Below are 15,888 nucleotides of genomic sequence, written 5' to 3'. Positions count from 1 at the left end.
CGGTGCCGCCTCATCTGCCCCATCGGCATCAGCAGCCCCGCGAGGTGTCACCGGCCTCGGAGACGACTGTGCGCCCCGGTCCGGGTGGACGGGGCGCACAGTCTGTGTGGTGGAGGTGCCGGGAATCGAACCCGGGTCCTTCGCCGGTTTGTCAGGGCTTCTCCGAGCGCAGCTCGCTGTGCCTCTACTCGGCCCCACCGCTCACGCGAGCAAGTTGGTGTGACGGGCCCAGTCGCTGATTGATCTCGCCGCACGGACCCCGCGACCGGGTCCGATTGGCCAGCCTTCTAGCTGATGCCGGCTAACTGGGTCGAAGGCGCTCCCAGGCCGACAGACTTGCTACTCGCCTCAGGCGGCGAGAGCGAAGTCAGCGCGATTGTTCTTGGCGCTTATTGGTTTCCGACGACCGATTCTCGAGACGACGTCGGCTTCCTCGGCTCGCTTCCCCTGTCGCTGCGTACGAAGTCGAAACCAGTCACCCCCTCGAAGCGCTGCCCCTGTCGGCAGCACACCAAGCCTAACGCCTGGCGCAACCGGTTTCATCCCGAGGCCCGCCCGACGCAGGCAACCGGACGAACCGGACGAATCACTCAGCCATGCCCTTGCCGCGCCGGCCGACCGCCCGGGCGATCTCCTTGGCGGCGTCCCGCTTGGCGAGGTCCTGGCGCTTGTCGTACGACTTCTTACCCCGGGCCAGGCCGATCTCCACCTTGGCCCAGCCGTCGGAGAAGTAGACCTGCAACGGCACCAGCGTCAGGCCGCTCTCCTTGAGCTTGCCCAGCAGCCGGTCGATCTCCAGCCGGTTGAGCAGCAGCTTGCGGGTACGCCGGGGCTCGTGGTTCGTCCAGGTGCCCTGGGCGTACTCCGGGATGTGCATGGCGTGCAGGTAGATCTCGCCGTCACGCTCCTGGGCGAACGCGTCCACGAGCGACGCCCGCCCGGCCCGCAGCGACTTGACCTCGGTGCCGGTCAGCGCCATGCCCGCCTCGTACGTGTCGAGGATGGCGTAGTCGTGGCGTGCCTTCTTGTTGGAGGCGACCACCTTGCGACCCTTTTCCCGTGGCATCGGCGCCACCCCCTTCCTGATCGACTCACCGGCCACCGGCCGGCGAGCGGAGATCATGCTACCGGAACCACAAGGGCCCTCCCGCGCCGTTTATTCCGGCACGGAAGGGCCCTCGGTGAGCCGTACGAGGTGACTAGACCCGCAGGTAGAAGCGGAGCGTGACCCAGGCGGTGACCGCGCTGACCACGCCACCGACGGCGGCCATCAGCGGGAAGGTCAGGAAGATCTCGGACCAGGAGATCGGGGTGATGAGGCCCTCCAGGGCCGCCATCGAACTGCCGGCCGACAGCAGCTTCACCGCGACCAACGCGAGCAGGCCCAGGATGGAGCCGAACAGACCGGCCACCACCGCCTCCAGCACGAACGGCGCCTGGATGAACCAGTTCGACGCGCCGACGAGCTTCATGACCGCCACCTCACGGCGCTTGCTGTACGCGGCGACCTGGATGGTGTTCGCGACGAGCAGCAGGGCGGCGACGGCCATCACGATGGCGATCGCGAGGGCGCCGTTCTGGAACCCGCTGAGCACGCCGAAGACCTTGTCGAGCAGCTTGCTCTGGTCGACGATCGTGTCGATGCCCTCGGCGGTCTTGTACTTGTCGTAGATCGCCTTGTACTGCTCCGGGTCGTTCAGCTTCACCCGGTACGACTCGGGAAGCTGGTCCGGCTTGACGGCGCTGACCAGGTCCGGGGCGTCGGCGTACATCTGCTGGAAGCGCTCGTACGCCTGCTCCTTGTTGACGTACGTCGAGTCCTTGACCAGCGGGTCCTGATCGAGCTGCTGACCCAGCGCGTCGACCTGTTCCTTGGTGGCATCGGTCTTCAGGAAGATCGAGACCTCGACGTTCTCGTAGTAGAGGTCCTTCATGTCGCCGACCTTCTGGTAGAGAAGGCCGCTGCCGCCCAGCATGAACAGCGACACCGCCATTGTGATGATCATGGCGATGGTCATCGTGACGTTGCGCCACAGCCCGACCAGTACTTCGGACAGGACGTACTTCATCCGCATCGGGATATTCCTCCGGCTCTCCGGCGTGAGGTTTCGTCGTCAGGGTCTACGGAACGTCGTCCGGCTCAGCCGTAGACGCCGCGGGCCTGGTCGCGCACGATGCGGCCGCTCTCGATCTCGATGACCCGGCGCCGCATCTGGTTCACGATGTTGGAGTCGTGCGTGACCATCACGACGGTCGTACCGGTGCGGTTGATCCGGTCCAGCAGGCGCATGATCTCGATCGAGGTGTCCGGGTCCAGGTTTCCGGTCGGCTCGTCGGCCAGCAGGATCAGCGGCCGGTTGACGAACGCCCGGGCCACCGCGACACGCTGCTGCTCACCACCGGAGAGCTCATGCGGGTAGCGGTGCTCCTTGCCGCCGAGACCGACCAGCTCCAGCACCTCCGGCACGACCCGGCGGGCGACCGCCTTCGTCTTACCGATCACCTCCAGCGCGAACGCCACGTTCTCGTACGCGGTGCGGTTCGGCAGCAACCGGAAGTCCTGGAAGACGCAGCCGATGGAACGCCGGAAGTGAGGTCGCTTCCAGGAACGCATCGACGTGACGTCCTTGCCGTTGACGACGACCCGGCCCTTGTTGGGCGTGACCTCGTGCAGCAGCAACTTGATGATGGTGGACTTGCCGGAGCCGGATGGACCGATGAAGAAGACGAACTCGCCCTTCTCGATCGAGACGGACACGTTGTCGAGCGAAGGCCGGGACGCCTTCGGGTACGTCTTCGTCACTTGCTCAAGCTGAATCACGGGTCGGTAGTCTACGCGGTGTAACCGCAGAGCCAAGCCCCACGCCCCGCAGAAGCGGTGCGCGTCATCGATTTACCCGGTCAGCCCGAGATCGATGACGCGCTGCGTCCAACCGTGATCACGCACTGTCAGCGCTGAGCTGCTGCTGCTTCCGCCAGCGGATTCCCGCCTCGATGAAGCTGTCCAGGTCACCGTCGAAGACCGAGGACGGATTGCCCGTCTCCTGTTCGGTACGCAGATCCTTCACCATCTGATACGGGTGCAGGACGTACGAGCGCATCTGGTCGCCCCAGGAGCTGGTGCTGCCGGTCTTCAGGCCGGCCAGCTTCTCCTCCTCCTCCTGCCGCTTGCGCTCCAGCAGCCGGGCCTGGAGCACCCGCATCGCGGAGGCCTTGTTCTGCAGCTGGGACTTCTCGTTCTGGCAGGTCACCACGATGCCGGTGGGGATGTGGGTCAGCCGCACCGCCGAGTCGGTGGTGTTGACGCTCTGCCCGCCCGGGCCGGACGACCGGTAGACGTCCACCCGGACCTCGTTCTCCGGGATGTCGATGTGGTCGGTCTGCTCGGTGACCGGCAGCACCTCGACCCCGGCGAAGCTGGTCTGCCGGCGGCCCTGGTTGTCGAACGGGCTGATCCGCACCAGCCGGTGCGTGCCGGACTCGACGCTGAGCGTGCCGTAGGCGTAGGGCACCTTCACCGTGAAGGTGGCCGACTTCAGGCCCGCCTCCTCGGCGTACGAGGTCTCGTAGACCTCGGTCGGGTAGCCGTGCCGCTCGGCCCAGCGCAGGTACATCCGCAGCAGCATCTCGGCGAAGTCGGCGGCGTCCACGCCACCGGCGCCGGCCCGGATCGCGACGAGCGCCTCCCGCGAGTCGTACTCGCCGGAGAGCAGCGTGCGGACCTCCATCTCCTGGATGGCCTTTGTGAGCCCGGTGATCTCCGACTCGACCTCGGTCAGCGCGCCCGGGTCGTCCTCCGCCTGGGCCAGCTCCAGCAGCACCCCGGCGTCGTCGAGCCGGGAGCGCAGGTCACCGAGCTTGGTGATCTCGCCGTTGACGTACGACAGCTGCGACGTCACCTGCTGCGCCTTGGCCTGGTCGTCCCAGAGGTCGGGGGCGGATGCCTCCTGCTCCAGCCGGGCCTTCTGCTCGCGCAGCTTGTCGAGGTCGAGCACAGCCTCGATGTTGCGCAGCGTGGCGTCGAGTTCCTTGAGCTGTTCGGCGTAATCGGCAGCGGTCACGACAGACAAGACTACTGCCTATCCTGGCCCGGCCGCCGCAGGTGGTCAGCCGACCGGCGCGGTCTTCAGCCAGGACAGCGCCGCCTTGTGGTAGGCGACGGCGAACTCCAGCGCGCTGGCGTCGTAGCTGTCGCCTTCCTTCTTGGCGTTCTTGACCTGCTCCCGTACCGCCGCCAGCGCCTCGGTGTGGTACTCGTTCGCCGTCGCGTACAGGTTCTTGAGCTGGCTCGACGAGTGCAGGTCACCGAACGCGATCCGTAGCGCTATCGGGTTACGGATGGTGTCCTTGCCGGGATTCTCCGCCAGCCAGCGGGAGAATGTCCGTTTCCCGGCCGCCGTCAGCGCGTACGGCTGGCTCATCCGCGGCCCGGGCTTGCCGAGACGCACCAGACCCTTCTCGGCCAGGACCGGCAGCTCCCGGTAGACCTGACTGCGGGTCATCGACCAGTACGGCGCCAGCCGGCGCTCAGCGGCGGCCATCAACTGGCCGCCAGTCATCGGGCCGTCGTGCAGCAGACCGAGCAGAGCTGCTGCCGTCGGGTTGACTCCGGATTCCGCCATGCCCTCTAAGCTGCCACTTTGTCGGCTCTGGCGTCCAGGATTTGCTCATTTCGGCACCCGATGACGGGTCCGATGTGCACTGTCGGATGAGGAAGAGGGCCCGCCCCGGCCGGGACGGGCCCTCCGGCGAGGGTCTCAGCCCATGTGCGGGTAGGCGTGATCGGTCGGCGGGACGAAGGTCTCCTTGATCGTCCGCGGCGACATCCAGCGGACCAGGTTGTGCCAGGAGCCCGCCTTGTCGTTGGTGCCGCTGGCCCGGGCGCCGCCGAACGGCTGCTGCCCGACCACCGCGCCGGTCGGCTTGTCGTTGATGTAGAAGTTGCCGGCGGCGTACCGCATCTTCTCCGCCACCTGGTCGACCACCCGGCGGTCGGTCGCGAAGATCGACCCGGTCAGCGCGTACGGCGCGATCGACTCGGCCTGGGTGACCACCTCGTCGAAGCGGGCGTCGTCGAAGACGTGCACGCCGAGGATCGGCCCGAAGTACTCGGTGGTGAACGTCTCGTGTGCGGCGTCGGAGCACTCGAACAGCGTCGGCCGGACGAAGTAGCCGACCGAGTCGTCGGCGGTGCCGCCGGCCAGGATGCGGCAGGAGTCGTCGCTCTTGATCAGTTCCAGCGCGGCGGTGTGCCGGCCGAACGCCTTGTCGTCGATCACCGCGCCGCCGAAGTTGCTGAAATCGGTCACGTCGCCGTAGGTCAGCGAGTCGGCGGTGGCGGCGAGCCGGTCGCGCAGCCCACCCTCCCAGATCGACCGCGGGACGTACGCCCGGGAGGCGGCCGAGCACTTCTGGCCCTGGTACTCGTAGGCGCCCCGGATCAGCGCGGTGTGCAGCGCGTCCACGTCGGCGCTGGAGTGCGCGACCACGAAGTCCTTGCCGCCGGTCTCGCCGACCAGCCGGGGGTAGCCCCGGTAGCGGGCGATGTTGTCGCCGACGGTCTTCCACAGGTGCTGGAACACCTTTGTCGAGCCGGTGAAGTGGATGCCGGCGAGGTCCGGGTCGGCCAGCGCCACCTCGGAGACCTCCTCGCCGCGCCCGGTGACCATGTTGATCACACCGGGCGGCAGGCCGGCGGCCTCAAACAGGCGCATGGTGAAGTGCGCCGCGAACTGCTGCGTCGGGGACGGCTTCCAGACCACCGTGTTGCCGAGCATGGCCGGCGCGGACGGCAGGTTGCCGGCGATCGCGGTGAAGTTGAACGGGGTGATCGCGTAGACGAACCCCTCCAGCGGCCGGTGGTCGAGGCGGTTCCAGACCCCGGGCGAGGACAGCGGCTGCTCGGCCAGGAGCCGCCGGGCGAAGTGCACGTTGAACCGGAGGAAGTCGATCAGCTCGCACGCCGAGTCGATCTCGGCCTGGACGGCGGTCTTGGACTGGCCGAGCATGGTGGCCGCGTTGAGCGTGTCCCGCCAGGGGCCGGCGAGCAGGTCGGCGGCGCGCAGGAAGATGGCGGCCCGCTCCTCGAACGGCAGCGCACGCCACATCGGAGCGGCGTCCTTGGCAGCCTTCACCGCGGCGCGGGCGTCGTCGTGGGTGGCGTGCCCGGTGACGCCGAGGACGTGCGCGTGCTTGTGCGGCTGCACCACGTCGATCGACGCGCCGCCGGCCATCCGGCGCTCGCCGGCGATCGTCATCGGCAGCTCGATCCGCTCGGCGGCCAGTTCGGCCAGCCGCCGCTGGAGCCGTTCCCGGTCGGCGCTGCCGGGCTCGTAGTTGTGTACCGGCTCGTTGAGCGGCTCGGGTACGGAGAACACGGCGTCCATCACAGGCTCCTGGCGATCTCGACGGCGACGGCGAAACCGGACCCGCTGGCGCCGGCCGGCGGCCGGACGCCGGACACCGCGGGGTCAGCGGCGGCGGGACCTGGCCCGATTCTGTCACGAGACGCCCCCGCAGGCCGCGCCTCCCCGGTACACCGGACGGCCCGGCCGTCTCCGGACCTTCGGCCGCCGCCCACCCACATCCGACGAAACATCGGATCACAACCCATTTGATCGACGATTCATCGGCGCTACTCAACCGTTGATCCACTCCATCTCGGGGAAGCGGCGGTATCCGAGCCCACGGGATACCACCACATCGGCGTACTGCAGCCGATCAACGCTCGGGCGACACGTCGGGAACGCGATCACCGCCCAGCAGGCTGCCGAGGCGGCCATCTGTGCGCGGTTGGCGGACGAGGGTAAGCGCGCCTGCACAGGACCGTCCAAGGATCGGCCGACACCTGCCCGTTCGAACAGCGGCGGCACAGGACCAGCCCGAGGATCGGTCAGCGCCAGCCCACCCGAACAGCGGCCGCACAATGAACCGCCCCGAAGATCGGCAGGAACAGCCGTGCGAGCGGCACCCGCAATACGACCGCGCGAGCAGTGCCCGCCACACGACACCGTGCCGCCGATGGAGCAGGAAGGCAACCATCCGCAGGCCGCGCCGCCTGACCTTCCACCCGGCCCCGCCTCAGGTTCCCGGGCACCGCGCCTCGCGGTTATCGGACACTGATCCACTCCACCTCGGGGAAACGGCGGTATCCGAGCCCTTCGGATGCCACCACATCGGCGTACTGCAGTCGATCAAGGCGCAGACGGCACACGGCCCGCCCGAGGAGTGGTGATGCGCCGCGTACGCTGGATGACCGGTGACCTGCCCGGCCCGGCGCGGGGACATCCGGCGACCGTCGAAGGGAAGACGATGAGCAACCAGCCCGGCAGCTCCACGGCCGCGGAGACGGATCAGCCCGAGGCCGTCGGGCCGACCACGGGCGACGGGGCCACCGTCGAGACGTCCTCCGTCAAGGCGTCCCCCGTCAAGGCGTCCTCCGGAGAGACACCGTTGGCCGAGGCACCGGCGGGAGAGACACCGGCGAGCGAGGCTCCGACGGGCGAGGACGCAGTCGGACCCGCGCATGGGGACGAGGGCACTGTCACCGGCGGACGGCCGGAGTTCGCGCCGGGCGCGGTCGTGCTCGCCCTGCTCTCGGTCGGGTGGCTGGCCGCCATGCTCTGGTCCACCCGCGAGGCGATCCACTCCACGGCGGCCGGCGTCACCGCGATCAGCCTCTCCGCGTACGCGCTGCCAGGCGTCATCACCGCCGCGCTGGTCACCGGCGCCACAATGGCCCTGCTCGCGACGAACCGGCTGGGCCGCGCCACGCTGCGCTTCCTGACCGCCGTCGGCACCGGCCTCCTGGTCGGGCTCGTCACCGCGGTGGCGATCAACCTGACGTACGCGGACAACGCCACCACGAACACCATCGCCGGCACCGCGGCGGCGGCAGCGATCATCGGCGGGGCGACGGCCGGCGCGCGCCAGGCCCGGGTGGTGGGGGCGATCACGCTCGCCACGCTCACCGCGCAGATCTTCGTGGTGCTGTTCAGCCGCGTCCGCGATCCGCTCTCCGACCTGTTCGGCGCCGGGGAGACCCAGCAGTCGGTGCTCGACGCCGCGAAGTGGGTCTCGCGTACCGAATCGCTGCTCGCCGGGCTGCTGGCCGGCCTGGCCGCGTACCTCTATCTGACCTGGTCCCGGCGCCGGGCGGAACGCCGCGACGGCGCGGCGTCGCCGCTGCGCTGGCCGGCCTACCTGGTGGCCGGGGCGGGCGCGGGCCTGCTCCTGCTGCTCACCGAGGTGATCATCCGGGTCGGCGGCCGTGGGCTGCTCGACCTGGCCGCCGCGCTCAGCGAGGCCGACGAGGTGGCGCAGACCGCGCTGGGCACCTCGCGGGTCGACAACGGGATCTGGGTGCTCTTCGTCGGCGCGCTGACCACGCTCATCGTCTTCGGGCGCACGCTCGGGCCGCGCCCGGTGGACGACGACGAGGACGAGCCCGCGGCCTGAACCGGCCCGGTCAGCCCGCCTCGCGCAGGAGCAGGTCCAGCTCGGTCACGTCGTACCACTCCAGTTCGTGGTCCTCGGCGCCGTCGACGGTGAACTGGGCGTCCGGGTCGCCGGCTTGGGCCTCCACCACCACGTCGACGGCGGCTGCCACGTCCTCGACCGCGTCCGCGCCGTCCACGTGCAGCGCGGCGACCGACTTCACCGGCACCGGCCCGGCCGGCCGGACCACGCTCGACCCCAGCTCACCGCCGACCCGGTCGACCGCACGGGCCGGCAGGTCGGCCGAGACCACCACCCGTCGCCGGGGCGCGGCGGGGTCGTGCCGGAGCAGGAGCAGCGCGTCCTGAGCGGCCCGGGTGAAGGCCACGTACTCCAGCTCCTCCTCGTCGCCCTCGGCGTACCACTCACGCAGCTCCGGGGTCACGGCGTGCGCCGCCTCGGCGCTCAGCCCCTCCTCCCGCAGCCGGGCGAGCATGGGAACGGTCGCCGGCAGGTACACCCGGACAAGCTCGTCGGTCACCGGTCACTCCCACACTCAGGCCGATCGTCGGCGGACGCCGACTCCGGGCGCCGATCATGCCGTACGCCGAGACCGTCATACACCCGGCACCGGCGCGGGTGAAGTCTCCCGCCGGTGTGTCTCCCGAACGGGAGCGCGGCGATGTCACCTGGTGATGGCAAACTGAAGCAAACGCAACCAACCCCGGGAGTCACACCGTGGAGTCGAGGTTCCTGCTGCTGTCCGACGTCGCCGCCGAGCTGAACGTGTCGGACTCGCAGGTCTACCACATGGTCCGCAGCGGCGAACTGCCCGCGATCAAGATCGGTGGCCGGGGTCAGTGGCGGGTCGAGCGCGCCCGGCTGGAGGAATACATCGAGCGCAAGTACGCCGAGACGGCCGAATGGGTACGCGGCAACCCGCTCGGCGAGCGCGACGAGGAGTGACCGCCCGGGGACCGCCTGCCATTGACGGCGGTCGTCCGCGTCCGGGAAGATAAGAGCCTGTCGGAGGCAAACGAAGGCAAACGCAAGGATTCGAGATGGTCGACACCCGCCGTCCCAGCGCACCCCGCCCGCCGGTCCGTCTCCGGCCCGCCCCGCCGCTCGACCCGCCGTGCACCGACGAGGAACCGCTCTGGAGTCCCGTCGGTCAGCTCACGCTCGACCTGGCCGACCCGCGCCGCCGTTCCGCCGCACGCCCCGCCGGCCGCGCCCCCGACCCGGCACCCGCCTGGCCCCGCTGGTCCGGTGCGCAGGCGTCAGCCCTCACCTCCGCCACACCCGAGGGAGCGCGGGCCGCGCACCTGTTCGTGCGCACCTTCCTGGAGATCGTCAACGGCTTCCGGCCGCCCGGCCAGCTCCGGCCGCTCTGCGTGCCCGAGTCGGCCGGCCCGGTGGCCGCCGAGCTGACCCGTGCGGCCCGCCGGGTGACACCGGCCCGCCGCCGTACCGCCCGGCCGGCCCTGCTCCTGCGGCGCCTGCGGGTCTGCGAGCCCCGCGCGGGTGCGGTCGAGGCCACCGCCGTGTTCGCCGGCGCCGGCGGCGCGAGCTGGGCCGTCGCGATACGCCTGGAACGCCGCCGAGGCACCTGGTTGTGCCTCGTCCTCGACGTCCTCTGAGCGGGGCCATCGCCTCCCCGACCCGGTTCGCCGCGCCGCGGCCATCCGCGCCGATCTGCGAGCGGGCGCAGCCAACCAGCTCCCAGCTCCCAGCTCCCAGCTCCCAGCTCCCAGCTCCCAGCTCCCAGCTCCCAGCTCCCAGCTCCCAGCGGAGATCTTGGTACCAAACGGCCCTCATAGGGGCCCTTTCCTACCAAGATCTCCACCGCTCCCACCAGCCGGAACGCCAATCTCGCCTAACGGGAGGCTCGCCGCAGCAACCCGGCGAACGAGGCTCTCCGGCCCACGCCCGCGCCTCCACCGACGCCGATCTTGCACTTTCCGCCCCCCGATACCGGCATGAATCGGGCACAACGAGGGCCGAAACTGCAAGATCGCGGGGCGGGTAGGGCGGGCGCGGGGCGGGTAGGGCGGGCGGGGACGGGGACGGGGACGGGCCCCGGCCTTGGTGGCCGGGGCCCGTCGGGGCGCGTGTTCGAGGTCAGTTGCCGCCGTTGGGCGAGCCGTGGCAGCGCTTGTACTTGCGGCCGGAGCCACACGGGCAGGGCGCGTTACGGGACGGGCCCTCGCCGCCGTCGACCTGGCCGGGAGCCGCCCGCCGGGCGGTGCTGGCGGCCACAGCCTGGCCACTCGCCCCGGCCGGTGCACGGCGCGGCGTGGTGGCGGCCGGGCGCTCCGAGGACTGCTGGCCGATGCCGAGCGCCGGCGCCTGCTGCTCGGGCCGCTCGATCACCGGAGCGCCCCGGCCGGCCTCGCCGTCCACGGCGGGCGCCGAGTATTGCAGGCCCTGCTGCTGCGGCGCGCGGTTGAGACCCTTGGCCCGGATCTCCACCGGCTTGTCCAGCAGCTGCACCTCCTCGGCCTCCGGCTCCGCCTCCTCGACCTGGACGTCCAGGTTGTAGAGGAAGCCGACAGTCTCCTCCTTGATGCCGTCCATCATGGAGGCGAACATGTCGAAGCCCTCGCGCTGGTACTCGATGACCGGGTCGCGCTGGGCGTACGCCCGCAGGCTGATGCCCTCCTGGAGGTAGTCCATCTCGTAGAGGTGCTCGCGCCACTTACGGTCGATCACCTGAAGCAGGACCATGCGCTCGAGCTGGCGGACCGCCTCCTCGCCGAGGTTCTCCTCGCGCCTGTCGTACGCGGCGTGCGCGTCCTCCTTGAGGCGGGCGAGCAGGAAGTCCTGGTCGATGCCGGAGCGGGAACCGACCTCCTCCTCCAGCTCCTCGATGGTGATCCCCACCGGGTAGAGCTGCTTCAGGCTCGACCAGAGCTGGTCGAGGTCCCAGTCCTCGGCGTAGCCGTCGCTCGTCGCGCCGACCACGTACGCGGTCACCACGTCGTCGATCATGTTGCGAACCTGGTCGGACAGGTCCTCGCCGTTGAGCACCCGGAGGCGCTCGGCGTAGATCACCTGGCGCTGCTTGTTCAGCACCTCGTCGTACTTGAGGACGTTCTTGCGGATCTCGGCGTTCTGGCCCTCGATCTGGGCCTGGGCGCTCCTGATCTGGCGGGTGACCATCTTCGATTCGATGGGCACGTCCTCCGGGATGTTGAAGCGGTCCATCACCGCCTCGACCGCGCCGGCCCGGAAGCGCTTCATCAGCTCGTCCTGGAGCGACAGGTAGAAGCGGGACTCGCCCGGGTCACCCTGCCGGCCGGCGCGACCGCGGAGCTGGTTGTCGATCCGGCGGGACTCGTGCCGCTCGGTGCCCAGCACGTAGAGCCCACCGGCGGCGGCCACCTCCTCCGCCTCGACGTCGCACGCCTGCTTCCAGGTCGGGAGGATCTCCTCCATCGCCTTGGCGTACTCCTCCGGCTGCTCGACCGGGTCGAGCCCGCGCTGGCGCAGCTCGTTCGCGGCGAGGAACTCGGGGTTGCCGCCGAGCAGGATGTCCGTACCGCGGCCGGCCATGTTCGTCGCGACGGTGACCGCGCCCTTGCGCCCGGCCTGCGCGACGATCTCCGCTTCCTTGGCGTGGAACTTCGCGTTCAGCACCGAGTGCGGGATGCCGCGGCGGCGCAGCATGTGCGACAGGATCTCGGAGTTCTCCACCGAGACGGTGCCGACCAGCACCGGCTGGCCCTGCTCGTGCCGCTCGGCGATGTCCTCGACGACGGCGTTGAACTTGGCCTTCTCGGTCTTGTAGATGACGTCGGGCCGGTCGAGCCGGACCATCGGCCGGTGCGTCGGGATGGTCACGACACCGACCTTGTAGACCTTGTTGAACTCGCCCGCCTCGGTCTGGGCGGTACCGGTCATGCCGGAGAGCTTCTCGTAGAGGCGGAAGTAGTTCTGGAGGGTGATGGTGGCCAGGGTCTGGTTCTCCTGCTTGATCTCCACCCCCTCCTTGGCCTCGATCGCCTGGTGCATGCCCTCGTTGTAGCGGCGGCCGTGCAGGATGCGGCCGGTGAACTCGTCGACGATCAGGACCTCACCGTCGTTGACGATGTAGTCCTTGTCGCGCTTGTAGAGCTCCTTGGCCTTGATCGCGTTGTTCAGGTAGCCGACCAGCGGGGTGTTCACCGACTCGTAGAGGTTGTCGATGCCCAGGCGGTCCTCCACCTTGGCCACGCCGCGCTCGGTGATGGCGATGGTGCGCTTGGCGTAGTCGACCTCGTAGTCGCCCTCGCCGTCGGTGCCGGGCTGGAGCCGGGCCACCACCGTGGCGAACTCCTGGTACCACCGGGCGGAGTGCTCGGCCGGACCGGAGATGATCAGCGGGGTACGCGCCTCGTCGATCAGGATCGAGTCGACCTCGTCGACCACGGCGAAGAAGTGGCCGCGCTGGACCAGTTCGTCCTTCGACCAGGCCATGTTGTCGCGCAGGTAGTCGAAGCCGAACTCGTTGTTGGTGCCGTAGGTGACGTCGCACTCGTAGGCCGCGCGGTGCTCGCTGGCGGGCCGGTTCGGCAGCACCACGCCGACGCGCAGGCCGAGGAACTCGTGGACGCGGCCCATCCAGGCGGCGTCGCGCTCGGCCAGGTAGTCGTTCACCGTGATCACGTGCACGCCCTTGCCGGCGAGCGCGTTCAGGTAGACCGGCATGACCGAGGTGAGCGTCTTTCCCTCACCGGTCTTCATCTCGGCGATGTTGCCGAAGTGCAGCGCCGCGCCACCCATCACCTGGACGTCGTAGGGGCGCTGGCCGAGGACCCGCGAGGCGGCCTCGCGGCACACCGCGAACGCCTCGGGCAGCAGGTCGTCGAGGGTCTCGCCATCCTCGAGCCGCTCCTTGAACTGCTCGGTCATGCCGCTCAGCTCGTCGTCGCTGAGGTTGACGTAGTCGTCCTCGATCGAGTTTACGGCGGCAGCGATGGCCTTCAGCCGACGCACCATGCGGCCCTCGCCGGCGCGAAGGAACTTTTCCAGAATCGACACGGATCAACGCTCCCCTAGACGGTCTCGAACCATCGTAGGCGCTCCGAGGCGACGATGGTCACTGGTGGCGGCGGTCCGGGCTCCGGAACCCGACATAACGCCGCGACCGTGCGCCACCGGCCGCTAATCGGGTTACGCCGTGCGCGAACGATCCGGCACGATGGCTCGAATGGAGCCTGTGGAGATCATCGAGGACGGCCTGCTGCTGCGCCCGTGGCGCGCGGAGGACGCCGACGCGGTGCACCGTGCCTGCCAGGATCCGGACATCCAGCGCTGGACCACCGTACCTCGCCCGTACCTGCCGGAGCACGCGACGGAGTACGTCACCACGATCAGCGCCACCGCCTGGGCCGAGGGCACCGCTGCGCTCTTCGCGGTCTGCGACGCCGGCACCGGTGAGCTGCTCGCCTCGTTCGGCCTGGTCTCCGTCGACCGCGCGCGGGACTCGGCCGAGGTGGGCTACTGGACCGCGCCGTGGGCCCGGGGCCGGGGCGTCGCGGTCCGCGCCACCCGCGCGCTCGCCCGCTGGGCGTTCGACGCGCTCAAGCTGCGCCGGCTCACCTGGCAGGCCGAGATCGGCAACCACGCCTCCCGGCTGGTCGCGTTGCGCGCCGGCTTCCGGATCGAGGGTGAGCTGCGACTGGCCGACCCCAGCCCCGGCGGCCGGACCGAGGGCTGGATCGGCTCGCTGCTCCCCGGCGAGGTCGCCGCCGCCGGCGACCCGGTCCCCTACGGCCCGGACACGCTCCAGGCCCGCCGCGCGGCGGTCTTCGGCCGGCCGCAGCCGGTCCTGTTCGCCACCGCCGGCGACACCGAGCTGCGGCTGCGCGCGCTGGAGGAACGCGACCTGGCCGCGGTGACCCGCACCTGTCAGGACGAGCAGACGATCCGCTGGACCACGGTGCCGCACCCGTACCGGCCGGAGCACGCCGAGGGCTTCCTGCGCGACCTGGTGCGCCCGGCCTGGGCGCGGGGCACAGCGGTGACGTTCGCCGTGGCCGACCCGGACGACGAGTACGTCGCCTCGATCGACCTGCGCCTGCTGCCGAACGACCCGCTGGTGGCCGACGTGGGCTACATGACAGCGCCGCACGCGCGCGGCCGGGGCTACCTGCCGGCCGCGCTCGCCGCGGTGTGCACCTGGGGCTTCACCACGCTCGGCCTGGCCCGGATCGAGTGGCGGGCGAACGTGGGCAACACCGCCTCGCGGCGGGCCGCCGAGAAGGCCGGCTTCACCGTCGAGGGCACGCTGCGCGGCGGCGTCCAGCACCGCGGCGAGCGGCAGGACGTCTGGATCGGCGGCCTGCTGCCGGGCGACCTGGCGTGACCCCGGAGACGATCGAGGGGCACGGCGTACGGCTGCGGCCGTGCCACCTCGCGGACGTACCGGACATGGTGGCCGGGTGCACCGACCCGGAGATCCGCCGGTTCATGCCCCTGCTGCCCGACCCCTACGACGAAGACGCCGCCCGCTGGTGGATCGACGAGGGCGCGCCCGCGGCGTGGGCGGCCGGCGGGGCCGCGTACACGATCGCCGACCCGGCCACCGACCGGCTGCTCGGCAGCATCGGGCTGACCCGGCTCAGCGCGGAGCGGTCGACGTACGAGATCGGTTACTGGGTGGGAGCGGCGGCGCGCGGCCGGGGCGTGGCCACCGCCGCCACCCGGCTGCTGACCGGGCGGGCGTTCGCCGCCGGCGCGGCCCGGCTGGAGCTGCTCACCCGGACGGAGAACGTGGCGAGCCAGCGCATCGCCCTGGCCTGTGGTTACCGGCACGAGGGCGTACGCCGGGCGGCCGGCGCGGACGGCGACGGCGTACGTCAGGATCTGATCGCCTGGGTGCGGCTGGCCGACGACCCGCCCGGGCCGGTCGCCCGCCTCCTGCCGGACCTGCCGGACGGCCGGCTCACCGACGGCGTGGTGACGCTGCGCCCGGTGGAGCCGGCGGACACTGACGCGCTGTACCGGCTGCACTCGCTGCCGGAGGTGGTGGCGAACCGGGTGCCGCCGGTGGCGCCGGAGCGGGCGGCGCTCGCGCGCCGCTGCCGGCTGGCGGCGAGCCGCTGGCTCGCGGGCGAGGCCGCCGACCTGGCGATCCTCGACGCGGCCACCGGCGCCGTCGTCGGTGGGTGCGCGCTGTTCTACGACGAGCCGGCCACCGGGCAGGCCATGCTCGGCTACAGCCTGCTGCCCGAGGCGCGCGGGCGCGGGCTGGCGGCCCGGACGGTACGGCTGGTCGCCGGGTGGGCGTTCGGCGTCGGGGTGGCCCGGCTGTGGGCCGGCACCCGGCCGGACAACATCGCCTCGCAGCGGGTGCTGGAACGGGCCGGCTTCCGGCGGGAGGGGCTGTTGCGGGGCCGGCTGCCCGGCCCGGACGGCGTCCGTGTCGACTCGGTGGTCTACGGCCGGCTCGCCACCGACGAGAACTGA

Annotated in this window: 13 protein-coding genes and 1 other RNA gene; 5 read left to right on the top strand and 9 right to left on the bottom strand. The window is 70.7% G+C overall.

The features are described from left to right. Nucleotides 1-107: 107 nt before the first annotated feature. The 7 genes from ssrA to pruA form a co-directional block, all read right to left on the bottom strand. Nucleotides 108-483, bottom strand: a transfer-messenger RNA (tmRNA) gene (gene ssrA / locus O7611_RS03315). Nucleotides 484-586: 103 nt separating this feature from the next. Next, nucleotides 587-1,066, bottom strand: coding sequence for an SsrA-binding protein SmpB (gene smpB, locus O7611_RS03310; RefSeq protein WP_116511188.1), 480 nt, complete (start codon nt 1,064-1,066; stop codon nt 587-589). A 133-nt stretch (nt 1,067-1,199) separates the two neighbouring features. Beyond that, nucleotides 1,200-2,075, bottom strand: a complete 876-nt coding sequence (gene ftsX, locus O7611_RS03305; protein ID WP_194798448.1) for a permease-like cell division protein FtsX — start codon at nt 2,073-2,075, stop codon at nt 1,200-1,202. Between the two features lie 65 nt (nt 2,076-2,140). Further along, on the bottom strand, nt 2,141-2,821 hold the full coding sequence (gene ftsE, locus O7611_RS03300) for a cell division ATP-binding protein FtsE (protein WP_013284225.1): 681 nt from the start codon (nt 2,819-2,821) through the stop codon (nt 2,141-2,143). Between the two features lie 118 nt (nt 2,822-2,939). Next, entirely contained in the window at nt 2,940-4,061 is a 1,122-nt protein-coding gene (prfB, locus tag O7611_RS03295) for a peptide chain release factor 2 (protein ID WP_194798449.1), read from the bottom strand. Between the two features lie 45 nt (nt 4,062-4,106). After that, entirely contained in the window at nt 4,107-4,622 is a 516-nt protein-coding gene (locus O7611_RS03290; RefSeq protein ID WP_013284223.1) for a PadR family transcriptional regulator, read from the bottom strand. A gap of 135 nt (nt 4,623-4,757) precedes the next feature. Beyond that, nucleotides 4,758-6,386, bottom strand: a complete 1,629-nt coding sequence (gene pruA / locus O7611_RS03285) for an L-glutamate gamma-semialdehyde dehydrogenase (RefSeq protein ID WP_194798450.1) — start codon at nt 6,384-6,386, stop codon at nt 4,758-4,760. 925 nt (nt 6,387-7,311) lie between these two features. Here pruA and O7611_RS03280 point away from each other — a divergent pair. Further along, the gene (locus tag O7611_RS03280) at nt 7,312-8,457 is read left to right on the top strand and encodes a hypothetical protein (RefSeq protein ID WP_269698042.1); all 1,146 of its coding nucleotides are present in this window, start codon (nt 7,312-7,314) and stop codon (nt 8,455-8,457) included. A gap of 10 nt (nt 8,458-8,467) precedes the next feature. On the opposite strand, the gene O7611_RS03275 is transcribed toward O7611_RS03280, so the two are convergent. Further along, a complete protein-coding gene (locus O7611_RS03275; protein ID WP_194798451.1) occupies nt 8,468-8,977 on the bottom strand; it encodes a DUF6912 family protein in 510 nt (169 codons plus the stop codon). A 197-nt stretch (nt 8,978-9,174) separates the two neighbouring features. Between O7611_RS03275 and O7611_RS03270 the strand changes: the two genes are divergently transcribed. Both O7611_RS03270 and O7611_RS03265 read left to right on the top strand, forming a co-directional pair. Continuing rightward, nucleotides 9,175-9,402: a helix-turn-helix domain-containing protein gene (locus O7611_RS03270; RefSeq protein WP_013474124.1), complete on the top strand. Its 228-nt coding sequence runs from the start codon at nt 9,175-9,177 to the stop codon at nt 9,400-9,402. A gap of 95 nt (nt 9,403-9,497) precedes the next feature. Next, a complete protein-coding gene (locus O7611_RS03265) occupies nt 9,498-10,076 on the top strand; it encodes an Rv3235 family protein (protein ID WP_194798452.1) in 579 nt (192 codons plus the stop codon). 481 nt (nt 10,077-10,557) lie between these two features. On the opposite strand, the gene secA is transcribed toward O7611_RS03265, so the two are convergent. Further along, nucleotides 10,558-13,458, bottom strand: coding sequence for a preprotein translocase subunit SecA (gene secA / locus O7611_RS03260; RefSeq protein WP_194798453.1), 2,901 nt, complete (start codon nt 13,456-13,458; stop codon nt 10,558-10,560). Between the two features lie 169 nt (nt 13,459-13,627). Here secA and O7611_RS03255 point away from each other — a divergent pair, with 169 nt between their 5' ends. Both O7611_RS03255 and O7611_RS03250 read left to right on the top strand, forming a co-directional pair. Next, a complete protein-coding gene (locus O7611_RS03255; RefSeq protein WP_269696175.1) occupies nt 13,628-14,785 on the top strand; it encodes a GNAT family N-acetyltransferase in 1,158 nt (385 codons plus the stop codon). Next, nucleotides 14,782-15,888 carry a GNAT family N-acetyltransferase gene (locus O7611_RS03250; RefSeq protein ID WP_194798455.1) on the top strand — a complete coding sequence of 369 codons (1,107 nt, stop codon included), beginning with the start codon at nt 14,782-14,784 and terminating at the stop codon, nt 15,886-15,888. Before O7611_RS03255 ends, O7611_RS03250 begins: the two co-directional genes overlap by 4 nt.

The organism is Micromonospora sp. WMMC273, from assembly GCF_027460285.1.
GTDB classification, from domain to species: Bacteria; Actinomycetota; Actinomycetes; order Mycobacteriales; family Micromonosporaceae; genus Micromonospora; species Micromonospora aurantiaca.
The sequence above is the reverse complement of the archived record's forward strand: the minus strand, read 5'-3'. Positions and strand labels throughout refer to the sequence as shown.